At 65.1% G+C, this 26,689-nt stretch carries 22 protein-coding genes; 9 read left to right on the top strand and 13 right to left on the bottom strand.

The genetic code is table 11. The features are described 5' to 3' along the window. The first annotated feature begins 9 nt into the window (after positions 1-9). Positions 10-558, top strand: coding sequence for a DUF924 family protein (locus tag FZF13_RS22500; protein ID WP_024922225.1), 549 nt, complete (start codon positions 10-12; stop codon positions 556-558). Between the two features lie 10 nt (positions 559-568). On the opposite strand, the gene FZF13_RS22495 is transcribed toward FZF13_RS22500, so the two are convergent. From FZF13_RS22495 to folP, 4 genes are read right to left on the bottom strand one after another with little or no spacing between them, the layout of a single operon-like run. Further along, positions 569-736 (bottom strand): low temperature requirement protein A, encoded by a 168-nt coding sequence (locus FZF13_RS22495; RefSeq protein ID WP_137900735.1) that lies wholly within the window; start codon positions 734-736, stop codon positions 569-571. Between the two features lie 42 nt (positions 737-778). After that, positions 779-1,291, bottom strand: coding sequence for a 2-amino-4-hydroxy-6-hydroxymethyldihydropteridine diphosphokinase (gene folK, locus FZF13_RS22490; RefSeq protein WP_024922224.1), 513 nt, complete (start codon positions 1,289-1,291; stop codon positions 779-781). After that, a complete protein-coding gene (folB, locus tag FZF13_RS22485; protein WP_024922223.1) occupies positions 1,275-1,634 on the bottom strand; it encodes a dihydroneopterin aldolase in 360 nt (119 codons plus the stop codon). The genes folK and folB overlap by 17 nt, the downstream gene beginning before the upstream one ends. A gap of 2 nt (positions 1,635-1,636) precedes the next feature. Then, entirely contained in the window at positions 1,637-2,485 is an 849-nt protein-coding gene (gene folP, locus FZF13_RS22480) for a dihydropteroate synthase (protein ID WP_024922222.1), read from the bottom strand. Between the two features lie 85 nt (positions 2,486-2,570). Between folP and FZF13_RS22475 the strand changes: the two genes are divergently transcribed. Both FZF13_RS22475 and FZF13_RS22470 read left to right on the top strand, forming a co-directional pair. Then, complete coding sequence (locus FZF13_RS22475) at positions 2,571-3,185, top strand: DUF922 domain-containing Zn-dependent protease (RefSeq protein WP_024922221.1); 615 nt, start codon at positions 2,571-2,573, stop codon at positions 3,183-3,185. 296 nt (positions 3,186-3,481) lie between these two features. Beyond that, positions 3,482-4,963, top strand: coding sequence for an MDR family MFS transporter (locus FZF13_RS22470; protein ID WP_024922220.1), 1,482 nt, complete (start codon positions 3,482-3,484; stop codon positions 4,961-4,963). Positions 4,964-5,007: 44 nt separating this feature from the next. On the opposite strand, the gene FZF13_RS22465 is transcribed toward FZF13_RS22470, so the two are convergent. Further along, complete coding sequence (locus FZF13_RS22465) at positions 5,008-5,328, bottom strand: 2Fe-2S iron-sulfur cluster-binding protein (RefSeq protein WP_024922219.1); 321 nt, start codon at positions 5,326-5,328, stop codon at positions 5,008-5,010. Positions 5,329-5,478: 150 nt separating this feature from the next. After that, entirely contained in the window at positions 5,479-5,847 is a 369-nt protein-coding gene (locus FZF13_RS22460; protein WP_024922218.1) for an Hpt domain-containing protein, read from the bottom strand. A 282-nt stretch (positions 5,848-6,129) separates the two neighbouring features. Here FZF13_RS22460 and FZF13_RS22455 point away from each other — a divergent pair, with 282 nt between their 5' ends. Next, a complete protein-coding gene (locus FZF13_RS22455; RefSeq protein WP_024922217.1) occupies positions 6,130-12,870 on the top strand; it encodes a kinesin in 6,741 nt (2,246 codons plus the stop codon). Positions 12,871-12,993: 123 nt separating this feature from the next. Then, the gene (locus FZF13_RS22450) at positions 12,994-13,404 is read left to right on the top strand and encodes a GNAT family N-acetyltransferase (RefSeq protein ID WP_024922216.1); all 411 of its coding nucleotides are present in this window, start codon (positions 12,994-12,996) and stop codon (positions 13,402-13,404) included. A 34-nt stretch (positions 13,405-13,438) separates the two neighbouring features. Here FZF13_RS22450 and FZF13_RS22445 read toward each other — a convergent pair whose 3' ends face one another. The 4 genes from FZF13_RS22445 to FZF13_RS22430 all read right to left on the bottom strand — a co-directional run bounded on the left by FZF13_RS22445 (position 13,439) and on the right by FZF13_RS22430 (position 17,495). Beyond that, positions 13,439-14,035, bottom strand: a complete 597-nt coding sequence (locus tag FZF13_RS22445; protein WP_024922215.1) for an ABC-type transport auxiliary lipoprotein family protein — start codon at positions 14,033-14,035, stop codon at positions 13,439-13,441. A gap of 73 nt (positions 14,036-14,108) precedes the next feature. Beyond that, positions 14,109-15,482: an MlaD family protein gene (locus FZF13_RS22440; RefSeq protein WP_024922214.1), complete on the bottom strand. Its 1,374-nt coding sequence runs from the start codon at positions 15,480-15,482 to the stop codon at positions 14,109-14,111. An 8-nt stretch (positions 15,483-15,490) separates the two neighbouring features. Beyond that, positions 15,491-16,351 (bottom strand): ABC transporter ATP-binding protein, encoded by an 861-nt coding sequence (locus tag FZF13_RS22435; RefSeq protein ID WP_139116480.1) that lies wholly within the window; start codon positions 16,349-16,351, stop codon positions 15,491-15,493. Then, positions 16,311-17,495: an ABC transporter permease gene (locus FZF13_RS22430; protein WP_024922212.1), complete on the bottom strand. Its 1,185-nt coding sequence runs from the start codon at positions 17,493-17,495 to the stop codon at positions 16,311-16,313. Before FZF13_RS22430 ends, FZF13_RS22435 begins: the two co-directional genes overlap by 41 nt. A 78-nt stretch (positions 17,496-17,573) precedes the next feature. On the opposite strand from FZF13_RS22430, the gene dgcA reads away from it, so the two are divergent. After that, positions 17,574-18,554: an N-acetyl-D-Glu racemase DgcA gene (gene dgcA, locus FZF13_RS22425; protein WP_024922211.1), complete on the top strand. Its 981-nt coding sequence runs from the start codon at positions 17,574-17,576 to the stop codon at positions 18,552-18,554. Here the strand turns inward: dgcA and FZF13_RS22420 are convergent. Both FZF13_RS22420 and FZF13_RS22415 read right to left on the bottom strand, forming a co-directional pair. Then, positions 18,525-19,739, bottom strand: a complete 1,215-nt coding sequence (locus FZF13_RS22420; protein WP_024922210.1) for an MFS transporter — start codon at positions 19,737-19,739, stop codon at positions 18,525-18,527. The two genes, dgcA and FZF13_RS22420, sit on opposite strands and share 30 nt — an antisense overlap. Positions 19,740-19,880: 141 nt before the next feature. Then, on the bottom strand, positions 19,881-20,717 hold the full coding sequence (locus FZF13_RS22415) for a UDP-2,3-diacylglucosamine diphosphatase (protein ID WP_024922209.1): 837 nt from the start codon (positions 20,715-20,717) through the stop codon (positions 19,881-19,883). Between the two features lie 113 nt (positions 20,718-20,830). On the opposite strand from FZF13_RS22415, the gene FZF13_RS22410 reads away from it, so the two are divergent. The 3 genes from FZF13_RS22410 to FZF13_RS22400 all read left to right on the top strand — a co-directional run bounded on the left by FZF13_RS22410 (position 20,831) and on the right by FZF13_RS22400 (position 25,292). Beyond that, positions 20,831-21,610: an SDR family oxidoreductase gene (locus FZF13_RS22410; RefSeq protein ID WP_024922208.1), complete on the top strand. Its 780-nt coding sequence runs from the start codon at positions 20,831-20,833 to the stop codon at positions 21,608-21,610. A 160-nt stretch (positions 21,611-21,770) separates the two neighbouring features. Beyond that, complete coding sequence (locus FZF13_RS22405) at positions 21,771-24,101, top strand: NADP-dependent malic enzyme (RefSeq protein WP_024922207.1); 2,331 nt, start codon at positions 21,771-21,773, stop codon at positions 24,099-24,101. 105 nt (positions 24,102-24,206) lie between these two features. After that, entirely contained in the window at positions 24,207-25,292 is a 1,086-nt protein-coding gene (locus FZF13_RS22400; protein ID WP_024922206.1) for a DUF2865 domain-containing protein, read from the top strand. On the opposite strand, the gene gltX is transcribed toward FZF13_RS22400, so the two are convergent. Beyond that, positions 25,210-26,583: a glutamate--tRNA ligase gene (gene gltX / locus FZF13_RS22395; protein ID WP_024922205.1), complete on the bottom strand. Its 1,374-nt coding sequence runs from the start codon at positions 26,581-26,583 to the stop codon at positions 25,210-25,212. The two genes, FZF13_RS22400 and gltX, sit on opposite strands and share 83 nt — an antisense overlap. Positions 26,584-26,689: the final 106 nt, after the last annotated feature.

Raw genomic sequence — 26,689 nt, 5'->3', positions numbered from 1 at the left:
GGGAACATCATGAAGAAGCTGGACGAACACGCGCTCGCGGTAACGGCGTTCTGGCGCAAGGCAGGCCCGGACGCCTGGTTCACCAAGGACGAGGCTTTCGATACCGATTTCAGGAACCGGTTCCTCGATCTCCACTACGCGGCGGCCAGGCGCGAACTGGATGACTGGATCGACCAAACCGAAAGCGCGCTGGCGCTGATGATCCTGCTCGACCAGTTCCCGCGCAATTGTTTTCGCGGCACCGGCCACATGTATGCCACCGACGCGCTTGCCCGCCATTTCGCGTCGAGGGCGATCGCGGTCGGACACGACCTAACGGTCGACAATGACCTGCGCGTCTTCTTCTACCTGCCGTTCGAACACTCCGAGGACCTGGCCGACCAGCACCGCTCCGTCGAACTGACGCAAGCCAACGCCGAGGAATACATCAAATACGCCGTCGAGCACCGCGACATCGTCGAGCGTTTCGGACGCTTTCCGCATCGCAACCCCATGCTTGGGCGCGAGACCACGCCTCAGGAAAAGGCTTATCTCGAGGACGGCGGCTTTTCCGGCTGACAGCTCAGGCTCAATGGCCTTCGGCGCATGGCGATATCTGGGTGACGGCAAAGACGAAGACGAGGTCGAAGAACAATTCGACGAACTCCACCCGCGTCTCGGCGCCGGCGATTCGCTTGCGTTCCAGATTGCGCCGCGCACCGAAGCCAGCGTCGGCCTCAGCCCTCGTTTCCGTCATCGTCAGCCTTGCCCCTCTTACAGCCGCAGGTAGCGGCAGGGGTCAAGCCTGCCACCAATCGCGGCCCGAAGGCAACCGTTCGATGCCCGACACGTCCATGCCGGCCAGGCGTTCCGTCACCGTCTTGTCGGCCAGCACCAGGTCCGGCGCGATTTCGGCCAGCGGCACCATGACGAAAGCGCGTTCCAGCATGCGCGGATGCGGCACGGCAAGCTCGGTTTCGTGGATGGCGCGGGTGCCGAAGACGAGGATGTCGATGTCGATCAGACGCGGTCCCCAGCGCTCCTCGCGCACCCGCTTCAGCCGGCGCTCGATGTCGAGGCAGAATTCCAGCAGCACATGCGGCGACAGCGCGGTCGAAAGCTCGGCCGCGATGTTGAGGAAATCAGGTTGGTCGGTCTTGCCCCAGGGTGGCGTGCGATAGAGCGAGGAGACCGTGACGACCCGGGTTTCGGCATCCTCGTCGAGCAGGTGCAATGCCGCCGCCATCGACTGCACCGGGTCGCCCAGATTGCCGCCCAGGCTGAGGAAAACGCGGCTATTGGGGCCAGACAACGGTGACCTCGACGGTATCGAGCACGCCGGGCACCGGCGCATTGGGCTTGCGCACGGTGATCTCGGCTTCGCGGATCTGCGGGAAACGCGCGGTCAGCGCCTTGGCGACATCGAGCGCCAGTGCCTCGATGAGGAAGCGCCGCTCGCCGGTGATGATCTTCTCGATCACGGTGAAGGCAACGCCATAATCGACCGTGCTGTCGATGGCGTCCTCGTCCAGCCCCTTGGCGGGATCGACGGTCAGCACCGCGTCGACATAAAAGCGCTGTCCCAGCCGCTCTTCCTCGTCATGCACGCCGTGCCTGGCGAAGAAGGCGCAGTTCTTCATACGAATGACGTACATTATCAGGGTTCCTGCCGGATGGGATCGTGCGCCAACATAGCATCCGTCATGGCAAGCGCGTCCACGTTGATTGCGACATCGTGGACGCGAAACAGGTCGGCGCCCTTAAGTCTCAGAATGACGCTGGTGGCGGCGGTGCCAGCCGCGCGCTCGGCCGCTTCGCGGCCGGTGACGGTGCCGATGAAGCGCTTGCGCGAGGTTCCGGCCAGCAATGGAAAGCCGAGCGCGTGCAGTTCGCCGAAGCGCGCCATCAACTCGAGATTTTCCCCGGCCGTCTCCTTGTTGAAGCCGAAGCCGGGGTCGAGCACGATATGGTTGTCGCCGATGCCGGCCCGACGGGCGATTTCCAGCGATTTTTCAAGGAAAAGGCGCTGGTCGGCGATGACGTCGGCGAGCTTTTCGCGGTCGCGTCCGGTGTGCATGATAACCACGCCGGCCCCTGCCCGCGCCGCCACCTCGGCAATCTCCGGCTCGCGCTGCAGGCCCCACACGTCGTTGACGATATGGGCGCCGGCTGCCAGCGCCAGCCGCGCCGTCTCGGCGCGATAGGTATCGATGGAAATCAGCACCCCGCCGCGTTTTGCCAACATCTCGATGATCGGCAGCACCCGCTGCTGTTCCTCGTCGGCGGTGACCGGGGCGGCACCTGGCCGTGTCGATTCCCCGCCAACGTCGATGATGGCCGCACCTTCAGCGACCATGCGCAGCGCTTGTTCCAGCGCGCGATCGGGCGCATCGAACAAGCCGCCATCGGAAAAAGAATTCGGCGTAACGTTGAGAATGCCCATGACGACGGCTTTCTCGCCCAGGTCGAGATGGCGTCCGTGCGCCAATTGCCACCGTCTGTTCATTTTTGCCCGCCAAGCTGCGCTGGCGTCACGGATCTTCGTTGCGCCGGCAAGGGCCGTAACGCAAGGTGGGGCAAGAGGCAATAAAATGAATCGTACCCTGATGACCGCGCTGTTCGTCCTTTTCGCCGCTTCGGCGGCCGACGCAGCCAATCTCGTCAAAACCTACAGCTATTTCTCGATCGGCGGGCGCACGCTCGACCAGATTCAGGCCGAGCTGTCGAAACGCGGCCCGTCGGTGAAATCGACCGGCATGCGCCATCCCGGCGCCACGCGCATGGCCTTCACCAGCCGCATCGGCTACGCCGAGGCTCCGGATTCCTGCCGCATCGTCTCCGCGGCGGTGACGGTCAAGACCGAGGTCATCCTGCCCAAATGGCGTCCGCGCGGCAAAGTGGCGCCCGACGTGCGGCTGTTCTGGAACACGCTGGCCGCCGACATCAAGCGCCACGAAGACCGCCACGTCGAGATCGCCAAGGACTACGGCCGCCGCCTCGAAACGGCGCTGCTGGAAACCCGCAAGGAACCCAATTGCAAGGTGGCCGCCGCCAAGGCCAGGGAAGTCACCGCGCAGGTGCTTGGCCAGCATGACCGGGCACAGGTCGAATTCGACCGTGTCGAAATGATCAATTTCGAAAGCCGCATCATCCGGCTGATGCGCTATCGCATCGAGCAGATCGAGGCCGGCCGGATCCCCGGCTGAGTGTGATCGCCAAGATTTGATTGGCGGTTTCGTCGATCAGGATCGATTGAAGCGGCTCGCTGGTCCTTGAGGCCGGCGGCGAAAGGTGAACGAAGTTCAACAATGGCGAAATGCGCTGATGCGTGCCGCCGGCGGTAACAAATTTCGATCGCCTGTCGAAACCGACGAACTTCGAACGACATAGGTTCGACCGGCGCGGCAGTCCGCCCCGACGGACGAACAGCGCCGCCACACCACAATCCTAGCCGGTTGAAACCGGCTCAGGCAGGTGTGCGGCAAGACAGGTGATGGAATTCATGGACCAGACCGTTTCCAAGCCCGCCACGGCACAAGCCGCCGCGCCACTTTCGGAGGCCGAGAAGAACACCATCATCGCCGGCGTGCTTTTGTCGATGCTGCTGGCCGCCCTCGACCAGACCATCGTCGCGCCGGCCATGCCGACCATCGCCACGGCGCTCGGCCATGCCCAGTACCTGCCCTGGATCGTCACCGCCTACCTTTTGACCGCCACGGCGATGGCGCCGCTCTACGGCAAGATTTCCGACGTCCATGGCCGCCGGCCGACGCTTTATGCGGCAATCCTCATCTTCCTGGCCGGCTCGCTGGTCGCGGCGCTGGCCCCCAACATGCTGATGCTGATCCTCGGCCGCGCTATCCAGGGGATCGGCGGCGGCGGCCTGTTCGCGCTGGCGCAGATCGTCATCGGAGATCTGGTGCCGCCGAAGGAGCGCGCCCGTTATGCGGCGTGGATTTCCGGCACCTGGGCGGTTGCCAGCATCGCCGGCCCCCTGCTCGGCGGCACTTTCGCCGAACATCTGCATTGGTCGCTGATCTTCTGGGTCAACCTGCCGCTAGGCCTGCTGGCCATGGCCATCATCAACAAGCCGCTGAAGAAGCTGCCGATCGCGGCCCACCGCCACAGCATCGACTGGGCAGGTGCTGCACTCCTGGTCACCGCCACCTCGCTGCTGCTTCTGGCGCTGAACTGGGGCGGCGGCACCTATGCCTGGGGCTCGCCGGAAATCCTCGGCCTCGCCGCTGCCTCCACCTTGTTCTGGGCGGTCTTCGCGCTGCGGCTGGCCAAGGCGGCCGAGCCGCTGATCTCGCTCAACGTGCTGCGCAACGCCATCGTGCTTGCCGGCGCGCTGTCGCTTTTCATGTTGCAGGCGGCCAGCATCGGCCTTTCGGTCTATCTGCCGGTCTATCTGCAGACCTATCTCGGCCTGACCGCCTCGGCCTCGGGCATCGCCATGCTCGGCCTGCTGCTCGGCACCGTCGCCGGCGCCGCCACCAGCGGCAAGCTGATACCGCGCTTCGTCCATTACAAGCGCCTGGCGCTCGCCGGTGTGGGCTTCGGCGCCGTTTGCGTGGCGTTGCTCGCTTATGTCGCCGGCAATGCCTCGCTCGCTACGGTGATCATCCTCACCACCTGCGTCGGCATCGGCACGGGCACCACGTTCCCGGTCGCCACGATTTCGGTTCAGAATGCGGTCGAGCACGCCTATCTGGGTGTCGCCACCGGCGTGCTCACCTTCATGCGCTCGCTGGGCGGTGCGCTGGGCGTTGCCCTGCTCGGTGCCGTCGCTGCCGGCTATGGCCTGCCGCTGATCGGCGAAGGCAGCGCCACAAAGGTGCAAATCGCCTCGGCGACGCCGTTCGCGGCGGTGTTCGCGGTCAGCTTCGGCCTGCTTGTCGCCACGCTGGTCGCACTCAGCCTGATGCCGGAAAAGCCGCTGCGCGGACGCATCGAAACCGACGCGCCAGTGCTTGCCGAATAACGGCCCGAAAGCAGAAGGTTATGGGCGGAAGCTGGACCGGGGGATCAGCCCTGGCGCTCGGGAACGCGCACGACCAGGCCGTCCAGTTCGTCGCGCACCTTGATCTGGCAGGACAGTCGCGAATTCGGCTGCACCTCGTAGGCGAAGTCGAGCATATCCTCTTCCATCGCCTCCGGTTCGCCGACCGCGCCGGTCCATGCCTCGTCGACATAGACATGGCAGGTCGCGCAGGCGCAGGCGCCGCCGCATTCGGCTTCGATGCCCGGCACCGAATTGCGGATGGCATTCTCCATGACGGTCGAGCCGTTCTCGGCCTCCACGTCGAAACGGGTGCCGTCATGGGCGATGTAGGTCAATTTTGTCATTCGATCACCTGAGAAGTCACAGCCGAGATAATCACTCGGCGGCACAAGTCAACTGCCGCGCGAAACCGCCCCAAGGTGACGTTTTTTGAAAAGCCGGGCTTCGGCCAGCCCGAACCGATCAGCCATCCACGGATCAGACCACCCGCAGCGCTAGCGATTGACGGCTGCAATGAAGTCGCGCACGTCCTCGATCAGCTTTGCCAATCGGCCTGCCAGGCGCTCGTCTTCGGGACGGCGTTCGAATTCGCTGGCCCAGTCGGCGATCGTGAAGGCGCCCACCCCACGCGCCGAACCCTTGAGGCCGTGTGCCAAAAGGAGACGCCTGCTCTTGTCGGCCGCGGGCAGTTCATCACGCACCGAAAGCGCTTGTTGCACGAACAGCGCCAGCACCTCGCGCTCGAGATCGCGGTCGTCCATCGTCTGCCTGGAGAGGTGCTCCAGATCGACCGGACGGCTGCGCGCCGGGCCGGAGGCATCGCCGCCCGGCATCGAAAAGGCCACGCTGTTTACGCTACGCATCGCACTCAAACTCCATTGCAGCAGCCGTTCCGGGCCCTGCACACTAACGAATTCCGATGGATGCGCGGTTAACAAGGCCTTGTGAAAAAAGTTTGGCGGCGCGCGCTCCGGTCACGCTTGCGTTAACCTTATATTTAAAGTTTTACGTATGCCGCCGAATGCATGTTTTCTTTACCCCCCTGTGTCATTACGATACGAGGGTCCATAATCAGGCCTCAGGCGCGGGGCGATAAAAGACGACAACAACAGCTTCCGCAGCAGCTAGTACAGGGTAGCGTAGGCATGGCGAAGAAAACCACCACCACGAAGAATCTCGATTCCGAGGTTGCCAAGGAGCTCGAAAAGGCTCTCGATCTCGACCTTTCCGGAGGGCCGGGAGATCTCGATATCGCCGCCTCGATGGAGGATCTGGAAGCCCAGATTTCGCAGGCCGCCGACGAGCTGGCACGCGCCGGGCGCGCGGAACGGGCTACCCCTCCCGCAGCCGCCAATCCGGCACCCAGGGCCGCCGCGACCGAACCGAAGCCGGCCGAGCTTCGCCCCATCGAGCCGCGCGGCAACGGCCAGCCCGCTGGTTTTTCGCCCGCCAATGACGATCGCCAGAAAGATTATCGCTCCCTGCTGCACGGCCTGAACCGCCGTGCCTCCAACACCATCTATTGGGTGGTGGCTTTCGTTTCGATCGCCTGGATCGCGGGTGCCGCAGCGCTCGCCAATCTGCTGTTCGGCTCCGATATCTGGAACATCCGCTCGATCGCGCAGATCCTGCAGCGCCCCGAGCTGATGGGTATTGCGGTCGCCGCCATCGTGCCGGTCATCCTGTTCTGGGCCTTCGCGGCGATGATCCGCCGCGCGCAGGACATGCGCATCGCCGCCCAATCGATGACCGAAGTTGCCTTCCGCCTCACCGAGCCGGAGAATATCGCGCAGGACCGCGTGATGATGATCGGCCAGGCGGTGCGCCGCGAGGTTGCCGCGATGGGCGAAGGCATCGAGCGCACGCTGGCGCGTGCCGTCGAGCTCGAAACGCTCGTCCACAGCGAGGTCAGCCAGCTCGAACGCTCCTACTCCGACAATGAGAGCCGTATCCGTTCGCTCGTCGACGGCCTCGGCAGCGAGCGCGAGGCCGTCATCGGCCACGCCGAGCGCGTGCGCGCCTCGATCTCCGGCGCCCATGAGACGCTGCGCGACGAAATCAATTCGGCAAGCGATATCATTCGCGAGAACATCCTTGGCGCCTCGTCCAAGCTGTCGATGACGATCACCTCGTCGGGCGACCAGCTGATCGACCGCATCAACGAAAGCTCGATGTCGATCTTCGATTCCGTCGAGGGCCGTCTGGATACGATCACCGACCGTCTCTCCACGTCCGGCGAAGCCTTCGCCAGCCTGCTCGACACCCGCATCGCCAAGCTGACCGACAGCACCGACGGCCTCACCCGCTCGCTGACCGAACTGCTCGACGACCGCACCCAGGGCATGGTTTCGCTGCTCGGCGGTGCCGCGCGCACGCTGAGCTCGGAATTCGAGGCAAGCCTCACCGGCATCGAACGCACTCTTGCCGAACGCGGTCAGGCACTGATCAGTGAGTTCCAGACCCGCGCCGAGGCGCTCGACACCGGCACGCAGAAGCTCAACGCCGCGCTGGAGGCCCGCGCCCGCCAGATCAACGAAACGCTGGTCGACCGCGCCCGCGACATCGCCAACGCCTTCAACGACGGCAAGGACACGCTGGCCGCCATCATCGACCAGGGCAAGGCGCAGATTGGCGCCGACATGGCCGACATCGTCTCCTCCACCTCGACCATGCTGGAAGCCCGCGCCGGCGACTTTGCCGGCCGCATGGAAGCGGCGCGCCACACCGTGTCGCGTTCCTTCGACGCCGACATTGCCCGCCTGACCGACGCCCGCGCCGGCATCGAGGACGCCGTCGAGAACCACAGCCGCAAGCTGGAGGAAAGCCGCGAGCGCATGGCGCTGGCCATGCAGGCCGATCTGGAGAAGTTCTCCGAGGGCCGTTCCGCCATCGACGACGCGGTCACCTCGCAGGTGCACATGCTGGCCGAAGGCCGCAACCTCATCAGCCGCGCGCTGGAAGAAGACCTGCGCAAGGTCAACGAGTCCCGCGCGGCCATCGACGCTTCGCTCGGCAGCCATCTGGAACGCCTCGAAGAAGGCCGTGCAAGGCTGACACTCGCCTTGAATGAGGACGCCGACAAACTCGTGCAAGCCCGTACGATCATTGACGAAATGGTCTCTGGCCATGTCGGCAAGCTGGCCGAGGGTCGCGGCATCCTGGCCCGCGCGCTCGAAGCCGACATGAACAAACTGAGCGAAAGCCGTTCGGATATTGATAATTTGGTCGCCGGCCAGGTTGCCAAGATCGCCGAGGGCCGCGCCGTTCTGGCCCGTGCGCTCGAAGCCGACGTCGACAGCATCAAGGCCCTGATGGAAAACCATTCGGTGCAGCTCGCCGACGACCGCGACCAGCTCGGCCGTGCCCTCGACGCCGACCTGTCCAGCATCCGCCGCCTCGTCGGCGATCATGCCGGTCAGCTCGCCAATGAGCGCAGCCTGCTGTCGCAGACGCTGGAATCCGATCTTGCCAAGCTGGCCGACAGCCGCGCCTCCATCGACGGTCTCGTCGCCGGCCAGGTCGAGAAGCTGGCCGAGGGCCGCGATATCCTGAAGCGCGCCCTGGAAGCCGACCTCAACACGATAAGCACCGTCATCTCCGATCAGTCGAACAAGCTGACCGGCGACCGCGCCGACTTTGCCCGCGCGCTGGAAGCCGACCTGCAGAGCGTCAGCGCCCTCGTGCGCGGTCACGCCGAGCAGCTGGCGGCCGATCGTTCGCAACTGGCCCGTGCCTTGGAAGACGACCTTGCCAAGCTGGCCGACAGCCGCTCGTCCATCGACGGCCTCGTCGCCGGCCAGGTCGAGAAGCTGTCGGAAGGCCGTGATATCCTCAAGCGCGCCCTTGAGGCCGATCTCAACACGATCAGCGGCGTCATGGCCGACCATTCGCAGAAGCTGGTCGACAACCGGACCCAGTTCTCGAACGCGCTGGATGCCGACTTGCTCAACGTCAACAACCTGGTCGCCGGCCACGGCGAACGCCTTGCCGCCGACCGTTCCCTGCTCGCCAGGGCGCTGGAAGACGACCTCAACAAGCTGGCAGAGAGCCGTTCGTCCATCGACGGCCTCGTCGCCGGCCAGGTGGAGAAGCTGGCCGAAGGCCGCGACATCCTCAAGCGCGCGCTCGAAGCCGACCTCGCCAAGATCGGCGATACCCGTTCGGGCATCGACGAGGCGATCGCCGGCCATGTCGGGCGACTGGCCGAAGGCCGCAGCATGCTGACCCGCGCGCTGGAGGACGACCTCAATAAGCTGGCCGAGAGCCGCTCGTCCATCGACGGCCTTGTCGCCGGTCAGGTCGAGAAGCTGTCGGAAGGCCGCGATATCCTCAAGCGTGCCCTCGAAGCCGATCTCAACACCATCACCGGCGTCATGGCCGACCATTCGCAGCGTCTGGTCGACAACCGCGCCCAATTCTCGCAGGCGCTGGACGCCGACCTGCTCAACGTCAACAATCTCGTTGCCGGGCACAGCGAACGCCTGGTCGCCGACCGTTCCCTGCTCGCCAGGGCATTGGAAGACGATCTCGCCAAGCTGGCCGAAAGCCGCGCTTCCATCGACGGCCTGGTGGCCGCCCAGGTGGAGAAGCTGTCCGAAGGCCGCGACGTGCTCAAGCGCGCGCTGGAAGCCGACCTCTCCTCCATTGGCGGCGTCATGGCCGGCCAGTCGCAGCAGTTGGTCGAGGCCCGCGCCGAGTTCCAGCAGGCGCTGGACAACGAACTGCAGCGGGTCAACGCGATCGTCAGCGGCCACAGCGAACGCCTCGCCGCCGACCGCTCGCTGCTCACCCGCGCATTGGAGGACGATCTCACCAAGCTGGCCGAAAGCCGCGCCTCCATCGACGGGCTGGTCGCCGGTCAGGTCGAGAAGCTGGCCGAGGGCCGCGACATCCTGCGCCGCGCGCTGGATGCCGACCTTGCCAAGATCAACGACAGCCGCGGTGGCATCGATGCCGTCATCGCCGACCATGTCGGCAAGCTGGCCGAGGGCCGCGATCTGTTGACGCGTGCCCTGGAGAGCGATCTGGCCAGCATCGATGGCGCCATGGCGGGCCACGCACAGCGCCTGACCGACAACCGCAACGACTTCGCGCAGGCACTGGAAGGCAACATGCATTCCGTGCATGGCCTGATCGCCGGTCACAGCGACCGGCTGGCCGCCGACCGTTCGGCCCTCACCCAGGCACTGGAGAGCGACCTCGCCAAGCTGGTCGATGCCCGCCGCGACATCGACCGCGCGCTGGCCGGCCACATCGACCAGATCGCGACCTCGTCGTCGAGCATTTCGGATGCCATCGCCGCCGACATCGAGAAGGTCGAGCAGGCGTTCGCCCGCCAGACCGGCGTCATCGAGGAGCGTTCCACCACCATGGAGCGCGCGCTCAACGTTGGTGTCGACAACATCCGCGGCGCGCTGGAAAAGAGCGCGCTGTTCGTTGCCGGCCAGTTGCGCGAGAAGGTGCTGGAAGTCACCAACTCGCTGCATGAGCAAGCAGGCATTGCCTTCACCGACGCCGATCGCAAGATCGCAGAGCGTGCCGAGCAGACCTCGGCCGCGCTGATGGCGCGCGCGGAAGACATTGCTCAGACCTTCGAGACCGCCGACCAGCGGCTGGTGGCGCGTGCCGTCGAGACGGCGCAGACACTTGCCGCCCGCGCCGGCGACATCCTGCGCAACTTCGAGACCGCCGATGAGCGCATGGGCGTCCGCATCGCCGAATCCGCCGATGCGCTGGCGACCCGTGCCTCGGACCTCAGCCGCATCTTCGAAACCCTCGAGGAGCAGCTTACCGCGCGCATCGCGCATGGTTCCGACGCCCTGTCGGCCCGTGCTTCCGAGATCGGCCGCATCTTTGACGACGCCGACAGCCGCATGGTGAGCCGGATCGCCGAGACCTCGTCCTCGATCGGCGGCCACGCCGACCAGATCGTCGGCGCCTTCGCGGAGACGGAACGGCGCGTTGCCGACCGCGCCCGCATGACCGGCGAGGAACTGGCCGGCCATGCCGGCGAGATCGAGCGCGCGCTGAACAGCGCCGACCAGCGGCTGGCCTCAAGTGCCGCCGCCGCGGCCGCTCGCGTCGAAGGCCATATCGCCAGCGCCGAAAGCCGCTTCGCAAACTCGGCCGACGCGATGGGCCAGAAGCTCGACCAGCAGATCACGCAGGCCGAGGGTCAGCTCGCTTCGCGCGCCAACGTCATCGCCGAAACCTTCGCCGCCGTCGGCCAGCATATCGGCCAGAGCACCAACGAAGCGGCCAAGACCATCGGCGCCAACACCCGCGAACTCAACGCCATGCTGGCGAGCCGTTCGGCCGAACTCTCCAAGATCCTGGACGAGACGGCACGCCCGCTGGTCGACAAGTTCTCGCAGGGCGGTGTCGAACTGCAGCGCAGCATGGAGGAGGCAACCGAACGTGCCACCGCCGCACTGCATCGCGAGAACGCGACGCTGGCCGATGCCATTGCCAGCCGCACAGCCGAAACGCTTGCCGCTGTCGACGGCGCCCGCTCGTCGCTGGCCGGCAATGTCGCCGACCTCATCGACCGCATGACGGCCTCGTCCGCCCAGCTCAACAAGCTAATCGCCAAGGCTTCGGAAAACCTCGGCGAAGTCGAGTCCCGCCTCGCAGGCTCGACGCAGAGCTTCGCGGTGACCACGGAGAAGGCAGCGCAAACCTTCGCCTCGTCGGCGCGCCTGGTCGATTCCAACACCACCAGGCTCACTGAACTGTCTTCGTCGACGCTGCGTGAGGTGGCCTCCATCGCCACGCGCTTCGACGAGCACAGCCGGCTGCTTGCCAGTGCCTCGGACCTGCTGGGTTCGGCGCAGAGCAATCTCGAGCACACGCTGGAGCGCCAGTCCTCGCTCGACGATCTCGCCGTCGGCCTGGTCAAGAAGTCGGAAGACCTCGAACGGGTCATGCGCTCATTCGAGACGCTGGTCGGCCAGACCCTGCAGAATGCCGAAGGCAAGACGCTGGAATCGGCCGACAAGATCCGCGTCGCCATCTCGGAAGTGGTCGAAGCCGCCACCAAGCGTTTCGCCGACGCGACCGACGAGATGCGCCGCACCGCTGGCTCCATCAAGAGCGAGCTGGACCTGACCCGCGCCGAGCTGCGCAAGGGCGTCATCGAGATGCCGGAAGAAGCCAAGGAATCGACCACGGCCATCCGCCGCGCCGTTTCCGAGCAGATCAGCGCGCTGAAGGAACTGTCGGAGATCGTGGCCAAGTCCGGCCGCACCGTCGACGTCTCGGAGCCGCGCAACCTGCGGCCGACCCCTGCTCCGCGTCCGGCGGAACCGCCGCTGCGCCGCCCGGCACAGCCTGAACAGCGCGCCCCGCAACCGCCGCTCGCCTCGACCGGCCTGCGTGGCCCGCTGGAGCCCGGCGAAACGGCGCTGCGTCCGCGCGGCGATGCCCGCGCGCCGCAGCAGGGCGGCTGGGTGCGCGACCTGTTGACCGGCGCTTCGGAAGACGATGGCGCCCGACCGGCGCCGGTGCAGCCGCGCGCCACGCCAGTGCAGCGCTCGCCGCTGCATGTCGTGGAATCGCTCAACTCGCTGTCCGTCGACATCGCCCGGGCCATCGACCACGACGCTTCGATCGAACTGTGGAACCGCTACAGGCGCGGCGAGCGCGACGTCTTCACCCGTCGCCTCTACACGCTGAAAGGCCAGCAGACTTTCGACGAGATCCGCCGCAAATATCAGTCGGAGGCCGAGTTCCGCGCCGCTGTCGACCGCTATTGCGACGACTTCGAGAAGTTGCTGAAGGATGTTTCGCGCAACGACCGCGACAACATGATCTCGCAGACCTATCTCACCTCGGACACCGGCAAGGTCTACACCATGCTGGCCCATGCGAGCGGCCGTTTGCGCTAAAGAGGCCTTGGCTGAAAAACCGAGAGGCGGCGGCAACGCCGCCTCTTTTCATTTACGGGCGGCCGGGACGCCGCGAGTGGTCGAGCGCGCCCGCTTCCGACGGAGGGCATTCCAATCGCTGACGTGACCGAAGCCACAACACCGACGCTGGAATGGCGCGGCGCCTTCACCAATGCCGAACTCAACGCATTGCACGCCGAATGCTTCGAGCATCGCCTTCTCGATGACGACTGGTGGGGTCAGGTCAACCGCCACAGCCTGGGTTGGGTGTGCATGCGCCACAATGGGTTGCTCACCGGCTTCGTCAACGTCGCCTGGGATGGCGGTGTCCACGCATTCCTGCTCGACACGATGGTGACTGGCGCATTGCGGCGCCACGGCCTTGCGACAAGGCTGGTCAGGGAAGCGGCACAGCAGACGCGCCAGTCGGCGTGCGAATGGCTGCACGTCGATTTCGACCCACATCTCAAGGATTTTTACTTCAACGCTTGCGGTTTTACGCCGACGGACGCCGGCCTGATCCGACTGCGCTGAACCCGGCGTGGTGTGCCGGGCACCCCGGGGCTGATCAGATAGACGTGTCCGCCCAGCGCACGATCTGCTGCGCGGCCTCGCCGAAGGCACGGTCGAGGGCTGCGACATAAGCCTTGTTGCCGCCGCCGGATACCGGCGCGCTGGCGCTGAAGGCGCGGGATGCGCGCACTTCGCCGTTGCGGTCGTTCAAGATGCGCACGAACAGTTCGACATGCGCCTGTTCGCCCTTTTCGGCGCGCACTTCGAAGGCGCGGATTTCGGTGATGATCTGATAGTCGATCGCCAGCCCCTCGCCCGGCTTGCCGACGCCGGCAAAGCGGCCGGTGCGCTGGAAAGCCTCCGCGAGACGCGCCTGCACGATCACCGGCAGCCGGTCGGCCCATTGCGCGCCCTTGAGATACTGGATCGAGCGATCGCCGGTCTTGATGACAATGTTCTGGCTGTCCAGCGCCTTCAGCGCCGCCGGCTGGGTGATCAGGATCTGGCCACGGCCGCGGCCGGCGGCCGACACTGTCGGCGTCGTCAGGTCAAACGTGTCGAGCGGCGCCGGGCCGCCGCCCGGCAGCGCCGCGCACCCTGTCAGGCCAAGCGCGAGCAGCAACGCGCCCGCATACGCTCCAATCGATCTCACGCGACGTCCCCACTGACCGAATCCGTCCGGTCCCCTTCCGAACGCTGTTTATCGACTTGACCGTGCGACGCCGTCAACGCCGCGTCCGCCCATCATACTGGCGCACCTCGCCATCGCCTCCCGACAGGATGCGCTGTGGATTGCGCTGGATGTCGGAAACGGCCGACTCGATGCGATTGATCGAACGGCGGCTGTCCTGCACGAGCGCTTCGACATTCTGCAGGCCCTGGCCGGAGAAACGCTGCAGATTGTCGGCGATGGTGCCGATATGCTGGTTGAGCGTATCGGCCACCTGCTTGAACGACTTCAGCGTGTCGGTGGCCTGCGCCACCAGCCCCTTGGTGTCGCCGGACCCCAGCATTCCGTCCACCTTGGCCAGGATGCCGTCGACGCGCACGGAGGCGTTGTTGAGGCGCGCGGCGAGCTGTTGGGCGTCCTTGATGGTCTGGTCGATATCGCCGGCCCGCTCGCTGAACTTCTCCGTCACCTTGGCGATGTCGGCGGAAGCCTTGTCGGCATTGGCGCTGGCTTCCTTGATATTGGCAAGTGCTGCGCGCACATCGGCCGGGTCGACGCTGTCGAGGACGCCATTCACCTTGTCCAGCGTGACCTGCGTCTTCTGGGCGAATGTGTTGACCGAACCGACCGCCTGCTTGACTTCGGCGATGGTGGAATCGAACTGGTCGCTGGTCTGCTTCAGGTTCTGCGTGATGGTGTCGACATTGGCGACGATCTGGCGAACCTTGTCCTTGTCAACGGCGTTGAGCAGGCCCTCGGCCGCCTTCAGCGCGCCATCCAGCTTGCCAGACACGCCCTGCAGTTCGGTCGACAAGGCGCTGACGGAAGCGAGGAACTTGTCGACACCGTCGGAATTCCTGGCCAGCGCATCGGAGAACTTCTGGGCATTCTGCGCGGTCTGGGTCAGCGGGCCGCGCACGTCCTGCGTGAAGCCTTCGAGCTGCGACAGCACCTTGTCGGCGCGCCCGAAAATGTCCTGCGCGGTCTGCAGGAGATTGGTCACGGCGGACGGCTTGGCGATGATCACCGCCACGCGCCCATCCTTCTCGGCCTCGTCCAGCAGCTTGGGTTCCTGCGGATTGGCGCCGGTCAGTTCGATATTGGCCTGGCCCGTCAGGCCGGCGAGGCCGATATCGGCCTGCGTCGAACGGGTGATCGGCGTCTTGCGGTCGATCTCGGTGTCGGCAACCGCGATGGTCGGGTTGTCGACGTCGATATAGACACGGCGCACGTCGCCCACCTTCACGCCGTTGAACAGGACCTGGCTGCCGCGGCCGAGGCCCGAGGCCGAACCCGGAATGCGCACACGCAGCGTCGTCGTCTCGCCCCGGTCGCCGATCGCCGCGGTCCAGTAGACAAAAGCGAAGGCCGCCAGAATAGCCACCAGCGTAAAAATGCCGACGATAACGTAGTTGGCTCTGGTTTCCATTGCTTCACTTATGGCTGCGCGCGCGTGGCAAGATCAAGCTGCCGCGCCCGTTTTCCGCGGAAATAGGCCTTCACCCAGGGTTCCTCGCTCTTCAACATGTCGTCGACAGTGCCTTCCACCAGCACCCGCTTCTTGCCGAGCACGGCGATTCGGTCGCAAGCGGTGAACAGCGAATCAAGGTCGTGCGTGACCATGTAGACGGTGAGACCCATCGTGTCGCGCAGCTTCACCACCAGCTCATCGAACTCCGCCGCGCTGATCGGATCGAGGCCTGAGGTCGGCTCGTCGAGGAAGACGATGTCCGGATCGAGCGCCAGCGCGCGGGCGAGCGCGGCGCGCTTGATCATGCCGCCCGAAAGCTCGGAGGGGTATTTGCGCGCAGCTTCCGGCGGCAGCCCCACCAGCTCCACCTTGAGCATAGCCAGTTCGTCCATCAGCTTGCCGGGCAGATCGAGATATTCGCGCATCGGCACCTGCACGTTTTCCATCACCGTCAGCGCCGAAAACAGCGCGCCCTGCTGGAACAGCACGCCAAGCCGCATGTCGATGCGCAGCCGCTCCGCATCGCTGGCCTCGGAGACATCGGTGCCGAACAGCTTGATGGTGCCGCCCTGTTTCGGCACCAGTTCCAGAACCGCGCGCAAAAGCACCGACTTGCCGGCGCCCGAGGCGCCGACGAAACCGAGGATCTCGCCGCGATGGATATCCAGAGACAGCCCGTCGAGGACGACCTGATCTCCGAACGCCACCTTGATGTCGCGCGCCGACAGCACGATCTCGTCACGGTCTTCGGCGGTTGGCGGGGCCTGTTCCTGGACGCTCTGCATCTCAGAAACTGATCGACGCGTAGAAGATGGCGAAAAGGCCATCGAGAATGATGACCACGAAAATGGATTTCACCACCGACTGGGTCACGTGCAGGCCAAGCGATTCGGCGCTGCCGCCGACCTTCAAGCCTTCCACCGAGGCAATCGTACCGATGATCATGGCCATGAACGGCGCCTTGATCAGGCCGGCGAAGATGGTCGACAGATCAATGGCAACCCGCAGCCGCTCGATGAAGGCGGCCGGCGGAATGCCTGAATAGAGCCAGGCAGCGGCGATGCCGCCGCCGAGTGCGGCGAAATTGGCCAGGATGGTCAGGCAAGGCAGTCCGATCACCAGTGCCACCAGGCGCGGGAACACCAGCACGCCGATGGGATTGAGGCCGATCACTTTGAGTGCGTCCACCTCCTCGCGCATCTTCATCGAACCGATCTCGGCGGTGATCGCGCTGCCCGAGCGGCCGGCGATCATGATAGCCGTCATCAGCACGCCAAGCTCGCGCAACACCAGCACGCCGACGAGATCGACGACGAAGATGTCGGCACCGAAGTAACGCAGCTGGTAGGCGCCCTGCTGGGCGACGATGGCGCCGACGATGGTGGACATCAACAGCACCACCGGAACGGCGCCGACGCCCATGCGGTCGAGCTGGTTGAAGATCGCGGCCGGGTTGACGGCGTGGCCGCGCCCCAGCTTCATCTGCGCGCCGCGAATGGTAGCGCCCAGGATGTTCATGCCGGCGAGGAAATCGTCGCGCATCTCATAGACACGCATGCCGATCAGCTCGAGCGCACGGATGATGATGTTGGGGCGTGGTATCGCCTGCGCTTCGCCCGCCCGCCGCACCGCCTCGCCCACCGCGTTGAGCAGGGTGGCGGCGGTTTCGCTCTGGCCCTGCAGTCTGATCTCGACACCGCGCGCTTCGTTGGTGTTGACCAGCCGCTGGATCAGCCAGGCGCCGGCGGTATCCATGCGCCCGATCTTGGAAAGATCGAGCGCCAGCGTCTTGAAGCCGTTGCGCTTTTCGACCTTGCGCATTTCGGCGTCGACCTCGCCGACCCGCCGCGTCGTCCAGTTGCCGGAAAAGACGCAGGCCAGCACGCCGTCGCGCTCGGCAACGGCGATCTGCGGCTGGCTTGCATCGGCGCCGGCCTTGTCGCTTGCGTCGCGTTTGCGGATCGTCAACATGCGCTCCTGTTTAGCTCGACGGGACAGGCCTGTCGATTTGTCGGCGGCATTACGTCAGCATTACCGGAGCAGAAAAACATGGCGCGTGTCATTTCGGTCGAAGCCGAGCGTTTTCCGATAGCCGGCGTCTTCACCATCGCCCGTGGCTCCAAGACCGAGGCGGAAGTCATAACCTGCACGATCGGCGACGGCGGCCATGCGGGACGCGGCGAATGCGTCCCCTACAAACGCTATGGCGAGACGATGGACAGCGTGCTGGCGCAGATCGAGGCGATGCGGGCAGCACTTGAGGCCGGCATGGGGCGCGCCGAATTGCAGGCGGCGATGCCGGCGGGCGCGGCGCGCAACGCAATCGACTGCGCGCTGTGGGACCTCGAAGCCAAAACCGCAACAGCCTCGGTCGCAGCCCTACTGGGCATCGCCCCCGGGCCGCTGGAAACCGCCTACACGCTGTCGCTGGCCGAACCGGAGACCATGGCCGCCCAGGCGCGCGCCAATGCGGGACGGCCGCTGCTCAAGGTCAAGCTAGGCGGCGAAAACGATGCCGCGCGTATCCGTGCGGTCCGCGATGCGGCACCGGACAGCCGGCTGATTCTCGACGCCAATGAGGGCTGGACCGACGACAACGTCGCCGAAAACATCGCAGCTGCCGCAGCACTTGGCATAGCATTGATCGAGCAGCCGCTGCCGGCCGGCCGCGACGGCAAGCTACGCCATATTGCAAGGCCGGTCCCGATCTGCGCCGACGAAAGCGTGCACGCCACCAACGACATCGAGGCGCTGGTCGGCCTCTACGATGCCGTCAACATCAAGCTGGACAAGGCCGGCGGGCTGACCGAAGCGCTGCTGCTACGCGACAAGGCCCGCCAATGCGGCCTGTCCATCATGGTCGGCTGCATGGTCGGCACGTCGCTCGCCATGGCACCGGCCGTGCTTTTGGCGCAGGGCGCCGACTATGTCGACCTCGATGGCCCCTTGCTACTTGCCCGCGACCGCGACCCCGGCCTGCATTACCAGGGATCGCTGGTTTCACCGCCTCAAGCGGCGCTGTGGGGCTGAACGCGCGGCGAGCACGATCAAGGCAAGGCCGAGCAACGCCACCGGCACCATGGCGAAGAAACCCTCGACGCCGAAACGCTGATAGAGCGGCCCCGAAGCCAGCGTGACGGCGGCCATGGAAAACCCGTTGGCGAAGAAGGCGATGCCTTGCGCCGCGCCCGTCCGCTCCTCCGACACCGTTTCGCCGATCATCTTCTGCAGGCTGATCAGCACCAGTGCCGTCGAGATCGCATGCAGCGCCTGGATGCCGAAGAAGCCGGTCACGCCAAGGCCGAGCGGCCAGATCAGCGGAAAGGCGATCCAGCGCACGACGGCGCCGATGGCGGCGAAGACCATGACGCGCACGACCGGCACGCGGCTGAACAGCCGGTTGAAGGCCATGAACATGCCAACTTCGCAGACCACGCCGAAGGCCCACAGGAAGCCGACGACGGAATCGCTGATGCCCAGCGATTTCCAATAGATGGACGAGAATCCGTAGAGAAAGCCGTGGCTGCCGACGATGACGCCGGCACCAGCGGCGAAGTAGAGGAAATAGGGGTTGAGCAGGCTGGGCACCGCCTGCTGCAGGTCGGTCGCCGACAGCGGCGACGCCCGCCTTGGCCGACCAAGCCGTGGCGCCATCAGCCCGATCGCCACGATGGCGCAAAACGACACGAACAGCATGATCGGCACCGCGCCCGCCCCGGTCGAGGTCAGGATGAAGCCGCCGACAAGATTGGCGCAGAGATAGGAGATCGAACCCCAGATACGCATGCGCGGATAGTTGGCGCCGAAGCGGCGCACGCCCGACAGCGCCAGCGAATCGGCGATCGGCGAATGCGGTGTCCAGACGACCGCCAGAACCAGCGAGACAATCAACACGCTGGCATAGCTGGGCGACAGGAAATAACCGGCCGAGACCACCACCGACGCCATCGCCAGTGCCAGGTAGACATTCACGCGGTCGCTCGCCTTGTCGGCCAGCGACGTGAACAGCGGCGTCGTCGCCACGCGCAGGAACATCGGCGCCGAAAGGATGACGGCGATCTTTTCCGGGCTGAAACCGTGTTCTTCCAGCCAGAGCGGGAAATAGGGCAGATAGATGCCGCTCGGCACCAGTACGGTGAAGAACAGCAGCGCCATGCGCAACTCATAGCGGCGCGGCTTGATCAGCTGTTCGGGGGAAAGCGGTGGCAGGGACATGAAAGGCAATCGGCAAATGCCGCCGGCAAAATGGCCGATCAGGCGTGCCCTGCTCTATCACGCCGCTCAAAACCAAGAAACCGTTTGGCCTAATCGATTAACGCCAAATTTCGAGCGCCCGCCAGTGTCGGCGGCGAACGGTCAGGCCGCCTCCGCGGCCCGCGCCTTTTGCGGCAACATGTCGATTGCCACCGGCACCAGCGCCGGTTCGACCTGCGGGGTCTCGGGCATGACATGGGCCCAATGCAGGATTTCGAACCGTCCGTCGAAATGCTCGACCACGGCCGTGCAGCTTTCGACCCAGTCGCCGGTGTTGACATAACGGACGTCGTCGAAATCCTCGATTGCCGCATGGTGGATGTGGCCGCAGATGACGCCGTCCACTTGCGAGCGGCGCGCCTCTTCCGCCAGCACCTGCTGGAAGGAGCCGATGAAATTCACCGCCTTCTTCACCTTGACCTTGGCCCAGGACGAGAACGACCAGTAGGGCATGCCGAAGAGGTGGCGGAACCGGCTGATCGCGCGGTTGATGACCATCGCCGCGTCATAGGCATAGTCGCCGAAATAGGCGAGCCAGCGGGCATTGTGAACGACCGTGTCGAACTGGTCGCCATGGATGACCAGCATGCGGCGCCCGTCCGCCGTCTCGTGGATGGCGCGGTCGGCCACGACGATGCCACCGAAATGCACGCCCTGGAACTGGCGGGCGAATTCGTCATGGTTGCCGGCTATGTAGGTGATCGAAGTGCCTTTGCGCGCCTTGCGCAGTAATTTCTGCACCACGTCGTTGTGGGCCTGCGGCCAGTGCCAGGAGCGCCGCAGCCGCCAGCCATCGACGATGTCGCCGACCAGGAAGATGATATCGGCGTCGTGATGGCGCAGGAAATCGATCAGGAACTCGGCCTTGGCCGCCTTCGATCCCAGATGCACATCCGAGATGAAAATGGAGCGGAACATACGTGGTTTGGCGCCGGACATCGCGATCTCACCTTTCGCGCTGGCTATGCATCGATTCATGCAACAACCGTATGACGGTTGCGATTAGGCCAGCCCTTTGGTTAGCCTTGGCGGACAAATCGGAGGTATTCGGCATGGATCTCGGTATTCGCGGCAAGAAGGCGATCGTCTGCGCATCGAGCAAGGGGCTGGGGCGCGGCTGCGCCGTCGCGCTTGCCGAAGCCGGCTGCGATCTGGTGCTGAACGGCCGCGACGCGGCGTTGCTGGCTAGGACGGCGGCCGACATTCGCCAGCGTTTCGGCGTCGACGTCATCGAAGTGCCGGGCGACGTCTCGAAACCCGACGTGCAGAAGGCGCTGCTTGCCGCCTGCCCCTCGTCGGACATCCTCGTCAACAACAATGGCGGGCCGCCCTATCGCGATTTCCGCGAACTCGACCGCGAAAAGATCCTCGAGGGCGTCACCAACAACATGGTCACGCCGATCGAACTGGTGAAAGCCGTCATCGATGGCATGGCGACGCGCGGTTTCGGCCGCATCGTCAACATCACCTCTTTGTCGGTCTATATGCCGATCCCCGGCCTCGACCTGTCTTCCGGGGCGCGCGCCGGCTTGACTTCGTTCCTGGCGGGCGTCGCCCGCACGGTGATCGACCGCAATGTCACCATCAACAGCCTGTTGCCCGGCAAGCTCGACACCGACCGGCTACGCGGTCCACATGAACCGGGTTCGGTGGAGACGCCGGAAGCGGCCGCGGCGCGCAAGGCACGGCTGGGTGCCGACATTCCGGCCAAACGCCTGGGCACGCCGGAAGAGTTCGGCCAGATCTGTGCTTTCCTGTGCTCGGTGCACGCCGGCTATCTCACCGGCCAGAACATCCCGGTGGACGGTGGGCTCTATGTGAGCGCGTTCTGAACGCGGACGCTGACGGTATTTTCGTCAGCATTTCTGTATAAAATTTTGATTCTGTTTCGCTTTTTCGCGAACGACAAAATGCGTCCGTTCGCCGTGCATCCCGCCTCGAAAAACCGTCGCCGCATGCTACAAGGGGGACGAAACAGGGAGAAGGGAAGGCATGGCGAACGACAAGGGCAAGGCGACGCGCTCGGATCTCGACGAGGCTGCCCTCTTCTTCCACAAATATCCGGTTCCCGGAAAGCTGGAGATTCAGGCGACCAAGCCGCTCGGCAACCAGCGCGACCTGGCGCTTGCCTATTCGCCCGGCGTCGCCGCGCCCTGCCTCGCCATCAAGGAGGACCCAGCCACCGCCGCCGACTACACGGCGCGCGCCAATCTGGTCGCCGTCATCTCCAACGGTTCGGCCGTGCTCGGCCTCGGCAATATCGGCCCGCTTGCCTCCAAGCCGGTGATGGAAGGCAAGGCCGTTCTGTTCAAGAAGTTCGCGGGCATCGACGTCTTCGACATCGAGATCGACGCGCCCGAGATCGACCGCATGGTGGAGACCGTTGCCGCGCTCGAACCCACTTTCGGCGGCATCAACCTCGAGGACATCAAGGCGCCCGAATGTTTCGAGGTCGAGGAGCGGCTAAAGGCCCGCATGGGCATTCCGGTCTTCCATGACGACCAGCATGGTACAGCGATCATCGTGGCCGCCGCCGTGCTCAATGGACTGGAACTGGCCGGCAAGAAGATCAAGGACGTCAAGATCGTCACATCAGGCGCCGGTGCTGCGGCACTTGCCTGCCTCAACCTGCTCGTCTCGCTCGGCGCCAGCATCGAAAACATCTGGGTGACCGACCGTTTCGGCGTTGCGCATAAAGGCCGCGTCGAGGAGATGGACCGCTGGAAGGACCCCTACGTCAAGGACACGGAGGCGCGCACGCTGGCCGACGTCATCCCGGGCGCCGACGTCTTCCTCGGCCTTTCCGCCGCCGGCGTGCTGAAGCCGGAACTCTTGAAGGGCATGGCCGAAAAGCCGCTGATCCTGGCGCTGGCCAACCCGACGCCGGAGATCATGCCGGAAGTGGCGCGCGCAGCACGGCCCGACGCCATGATCTGCACCGGCCGCTCGGACTTCCCCAACCAGGTCAACAACGTCATCTGCTTCCCCTACATCTTCCGGGGCGCGCTGGATTGCGGCGCCAGCGCCATCAACGAGGAGATGAAGATGGCGGCGGTTCGGGCCATCGCCGCCCTTGCCCGCGAAGAACCGTCCGATGTCGCCGCCCGCGCCTATTCCGGCGAAACGCCGATCTTCGGGCCCGACTTCCTCATCCCCTCGCCCTTCGACCCGCGCCTGATCCTGCGCATCGCGCCCGCCGTCGCCAAGGCCGCCTGCGACACCGGTGTTGCCACGCGCCCGATCGGCGACATGGGCGCCTATCTCGACAAGCTGAACCGCTTCGTCTTCCGCTCCGGCCTGGTCATGAAGCCGGTCTTCTCCACGGCCCGCAGCGCCGCCGCCAAGCGCGTCATCTATGCCGATGGCGAAGACGAGCGCGTGCTGCGCGCCGCCCAGGTGGTGCTGGAGGAAGGCATCGCCGAACCGATCCTCATCGGTCGCCCGCATGTCATCGACGTGCGCCTGAAGCGCTACGGCTTGCGCATCAAGCCGAATGTCGATTTTGGGCTGATCAACCCGGAAGAAGACCCGCGCTATCGCCATTATGTCGACCTGTTGATCGAACTCGGCGGCCGCCGCGGCGTCACGCCGGAAGCAGCCCGCACCATGGTGCGCACCGACAATACGGTGATCGCCGCACTCGCCGTGAAACGCGGCGACGCGGATGCCATGATCTGCGGCCTGGAGGGCCGTTTCGCCCGCCATCTGCGCAATGTCACGCTGATCATCGGCGCGCGCGCCGGCATCAGCGACCACGACCTGTCGACACTGTCCATGCTGATCTCGCAGCGCGGCGTGCTGTTTCTCACCGACACCTACGTCTCGGTGGACCCGACCGCCGAGGAGATCGCCGAGATGACGATCCTGGCAGCCGAGGAAATCCGCCGCTTCGGCATCGAGCCGAAGGCCGCATTGCTGTCGCTTTCGGATTTCGGTTCGCGCGATGCGCCAAGCGCACTGAAGATGCGTAAGGCAGCCGATATCTTGGCGCGCCTCGTGCCCGAACTGGAATGCGACGGCGAAATGCACGCCGATTCGGCGCTGTCGGAACATCTGCGCCAGCGCGTCTATCCGCATTCGCGCCTGAAGGGCGAGGCAAACCTTCTGGTGTTCCCGAGCCTCGACGCAGCCAACATCACGCTGACGGCACTGCGCACCATGCTGGACGCGCTGCATGTCGGGCCGATCCTGCTCGGCACCGACAAGCCCGCGCATATCCTGACGCCCTCGGTCACCTCGCGCGGTGTGGTCAACATGACGGCGCTTGCCGTCGTCGAGGCCTCGCAGAAGGCGCAAGCCGCGCTCAACGCGCCGCGCGGCTGAACCGCCAGGCTAAACGCGCGGTTAACCGCCTCGACGCTACCCTTGGCGCGCGAAAAATGCGGGCGAAGGGTTATGACTGGGGCGCACCGAGGGCCGCGATTTGCCTTGACGCTTCTGTGCGGCGTCCTGCTTGCGCTCGTTCTCGTCACCCAGGCTGAAGCCGCCTCCCGCATCTGCCGCCAGTTGAAGGCCGAACTCGCCGCGCTGCACAAGGGCGGCGGCGCCTCCGAGCAACGGCGTTATGACGCCGCCATCGCCAGGCAGAACGGCGAACTCGCCAAGGCCCGCGCGCAAGCCCGCGACGCCGGCTGCGGTTTCTCGTTTTTCGGCTCCGGGATCAGTCAGTGCGCTGCGCTGAACGCCGCCATAGACCGGATGAATGCCAATCTGGACACGCTTCAGCGGAAACGCGCGCGGATGGCGGGCGCTTCACCACGCCGCGATCGCGGCCGGATTACCGCCGCGCTGGAAGCAAATGACTGCAATGGCACACAGGCCGCTGAAAAGCGCGACAGCGGCGACGATGCGTCGGACGAGGAAGAGGCGGATTCCGGTGCACCCGGGCTTGAAGCAGTGCTCGATCCGGGCTTTGTTGCGGCGCCGCGCGGCGAAGTCCGCACTTTATGCGTACGCACCTGCGACGGCTATTTCTTCCCGATGTCGAATGCCGCCACCGCTAGCGACTTCCAGCGCGACCAAAGCCGTTGCGAAGCAAGTTGCCCGGGCACGCAGATCCAGGTCTTCTATACGCGCGGGGTCGGCGATGACGCCGCCGTCATGACCTCGTCTGCGACCGGACGCCCCTATTCGGAATTGCCGACCGCCTTCCTCTACAAGAAGCCGGGCCAACCCATCCCGCAGGGCTGCGGCTGCAATGCCGCCCAGAACTTCAACATCGTCGCCGGCAATCCGCCGGCTGGCGCGCCGGCAACTGGAGCTCAGGCCAGTTCGCCTTTCCTGCCGGTTCCGGCCGCCAAGCCCGATCCCGCGGACGACCCCGAAACGCTGGCCAACGCGGCCGGCGGCCTCGATGTCGAAACCATGCGCCAACTCGTGAAGAAGCCTGATCCCTCGCCGGTCTCAGCCTTGCCGCCGGAACAGCGCAAGGTCAGGGTCGTCGGGCCAACGTTCCTTCCCGACCCAGGAGCGGCAATAGATCTGCGAGCTCCGGCCCGGAAACCAGCCCCGTAAGCGCCAGCCTCAACGGCAGGAACAGCGCCTTGCCCTTGCGGCCGGTGGCTTCCTTGACCCGCCCGGTCCATTCCTTCCACACCGTCGCCGTCCACGGCTCTTCCGGCAGAAGGTCGAAAGCTTCGCTCAGGAACTGCCGTTCCTCGAGCTCGAATTCGGGCTTTTCCAACGGCCCTTCCTGCACGATGCGCCACCAGGTTGAAGCATCGCTCAGCCGGTCGAGATTACCGCGCACGGCGTTCCAGAACGGTTCAGCCTTGTCGCCGGAAACGCCGAGCACGGCCAGCCGGTCGCGCGCATCGGCGAACGACAGCGTGTGCATCAGCCCGCGGTTCAGCACCACCAGTTCTTCCGGGTCGAACTTGGCAGCGGATTTCGACGTCGCCGCCGGATCGAAATGCGTGGCGAGTTCGGCCATCGTCGGCATCGGCTGCACGTTTTCCGACGTGCCGATCAGAACGGCCAGCGAAGCCACCGCCATCGGCTCGATGCCGTCGGAACGCAGCCCCTCAATCGACAACGAGCCGGTGCGCTTGGAAAGCCCCTCGCCCGTCGTCGTGGTCAAAAGGTTGTGGTGGCCGAATGTCGGGACAACCGCACCCAGCGCCTTGAACAGCGCGATCTGCACGCCGGTGTTGGTGACATGGTCGTCGCCGCGGATCACATGGCTGATGCCCATCTCGATATCGTCCACCACCGAAGGCAGCGTGTAGAGATAGGTGCCGTCCTCTCGCACCAGCACCGGATCGGAAACCGAGGCGAGATCGACGGTCTCCTCGCCGCGCACCAGATCGTTCCAGTGGATATCGGTGCGTTCCGGTTCCTGCGGATCGACCCTGAAATTGGGCAGCAGGAAGCGCCAGTGCGGACGCCGCCCATCGGCTTCGAAATCGGCGACCTGCTTGGCGCTCAGCGTCAGGGCCTCGCGGCCATAGACCGGCGGCATGCCGCGCGTGCGGCGCACCTTGCGCTTGAGGTCGAGTTCTTCCGGCGTTTCAAAGCAGGGATAGAGCACGCCGGCCTGTTTCAGCCGTTCGACGGCAGCGTCGTAGATCGGCACGCGACGCGACTGGTAGTCGGTGGCGTCTGGGAAAATGCCCAGCCAATGCAGGTCGTAGAGGATGGAATCGGCATATTCCTGCTTCGAACGCACCGTGTCGGTATCGTCGAAACGCTGGATGAAACGGCCTCTGTTCTTCTGCGCGAACAGCCAGTTGAACAGCGCTGTGCGCGCGTTGCCGATGTGGATACGCCCCGTGGGCGACGGTGCAAAACGGACGGTAACTGTCATGGAATCGGGCGTAGCCGATGAGTTGGGCCTTGGCAAGGCAGGCGCCGACGCCGCCGGCTAAAGCAATTCCAGCAAAAGTGCGCAGCGGTTTTGCGTCCGGAATTGC

The sequence above is a fragment of the Mesorhizobium terrae genome (genome assembly GCF_008727715.1).
GTDB classification, from domain to species: Bacteria; Pseudomonadota; Alphaproteobacteria; order Rhizobiales; family Rhizobiaceae; genus Mesorhizobium; species Mesorhizobium terrae.
The sequence above is the reverse complement of the archived record's forward strand: the minus strand, read 5'-3'. Positions and strand labels throughout refer to the sequence as shown.

Bases quoted from the DNA above. Each gene is read 5' to 3' on its own strand.
- FZF13_RS22500 (WP_024922225.1), top strand. From the start codon at position 10: ATGAAGAAGCTGGACGAACACGCGCTCGCGGTAACGGCGTTCTGGCGC.
- FZF13_RS22495 (WP_137900735.1), bottom strand. From the start codon at position 736: ATGACGGAAACGAGGGCTGAGGCCGACGCTGGCTTCGGTGCGCGGCGC.
- folB (WP_024922223.1), bottom strand. From the start codon at position 1,634: ATGTACGTCATTCGTATGAAGAACTGCGCCTTCTTCGCCAGGCACGGC.
- folP (WP_024922222.1), bottom strand. From the start codon at position 2,485: ATGAACAGACGGTGGCAATTGGCGCACGGACGCCATCTCGACCTGGGC.
- FZF13_RS22475 (WP_024922221.1), top strand. From the start codon at position 2,571: ATGAATCGTACCCTGATGACCGCGCTGTTCGTCCTTTTCGCCGCTTCG.
- FZF13_RS22470 (WP_024922220.1), top strand. From the start codon at position 3,482: ATGGACCAGACCGTTTCCAAGCCCGCCACGGCACAAGCCGCCGCGCCA.
- FZF13_RS22465 (WP_024922219.1), bottom strand. From the start codon at position 5,328: ATGACAAAATTGACCTACATCGCCCATGACGGCACCCGTTTCGACGTG.
- FZF13_RS22460 (WP_024922218.1), bottom strand. From the start codon at position 5,847: ATGCGTAGCGTAAACAGCGTGGCCTTTTCGATGCCGGGCGGCGATGCC.
- FZF13_RS22455 (WP_024922217.1), top strand. From the start codon at position 6,130: ATGGCGAAGAAAACCACCACCACGAAGAATCTCGATTCCGAGGTTGCC.
- FZF13_RS22440 (WP_024922214.1), bottom strand. From the start codon at position 15,482: ATGGAAACCAGAGCCAACTACGTTATCGTCGGCATTTTTACGCTGGTG.
- FZF13_RS22435 (WP_139116480.1), bottom strand. From the start codon at position 16,351: ATGGCCTTTTCGCCATCTTCTACGCGTCGATCAGTTTCTGAGATGCAG.
- FZF13_RS22430 (WP_024922212.1), bottom strand. From the start codon at position 17,495: ATGTTGACGATCCGCAAACGCGACGCAAGCGACAAGGCCGGCGCCGAT.
- dgcA (WP_024922211.1), top strand. From the start codon at position 17,574: ATGGCGCGTGTCATTTCGGTCGAAGCCGAGCGTTTTCCGATAGCCGGC.
- FZF13_RS22420 (WP_024922210.1), bottom strand. From the start codon at position 19,739: ATGTCCCTGCCACCGCTTTCCCCCGAACAGCTGATCAAGCCGCGCCGC.
- FZF13_RS22415 (WP_024922209.1), bottom strand. From the start codon at position 20,717: ATGTCCGGCGCCAAACCACGTATGTTCCGCTCCATTTTCATCTCGGAT.
- FZF13_RS22410 (WP_024922208.1), top strand. From the start codon at position 20,831: ATGGATCTCGGTATTCGCGGCAAGAAGGCGATCGTCTGCGCATCGAGC.
- FZF13_RS22405 (WP_024922207.1), top strand. From the start codon at position 21,771: ATGGCGAACGACAAGGGCAAGGCGACGCGCTCGGATCTCGACGAGGCT.
- gltX (WP_024922205.1), bottom strand. From the start codon at position 26,583: ATGACAGTTACCGTCCGTTTTGCACCGTCGCCCACGGGGCGTATCCAC.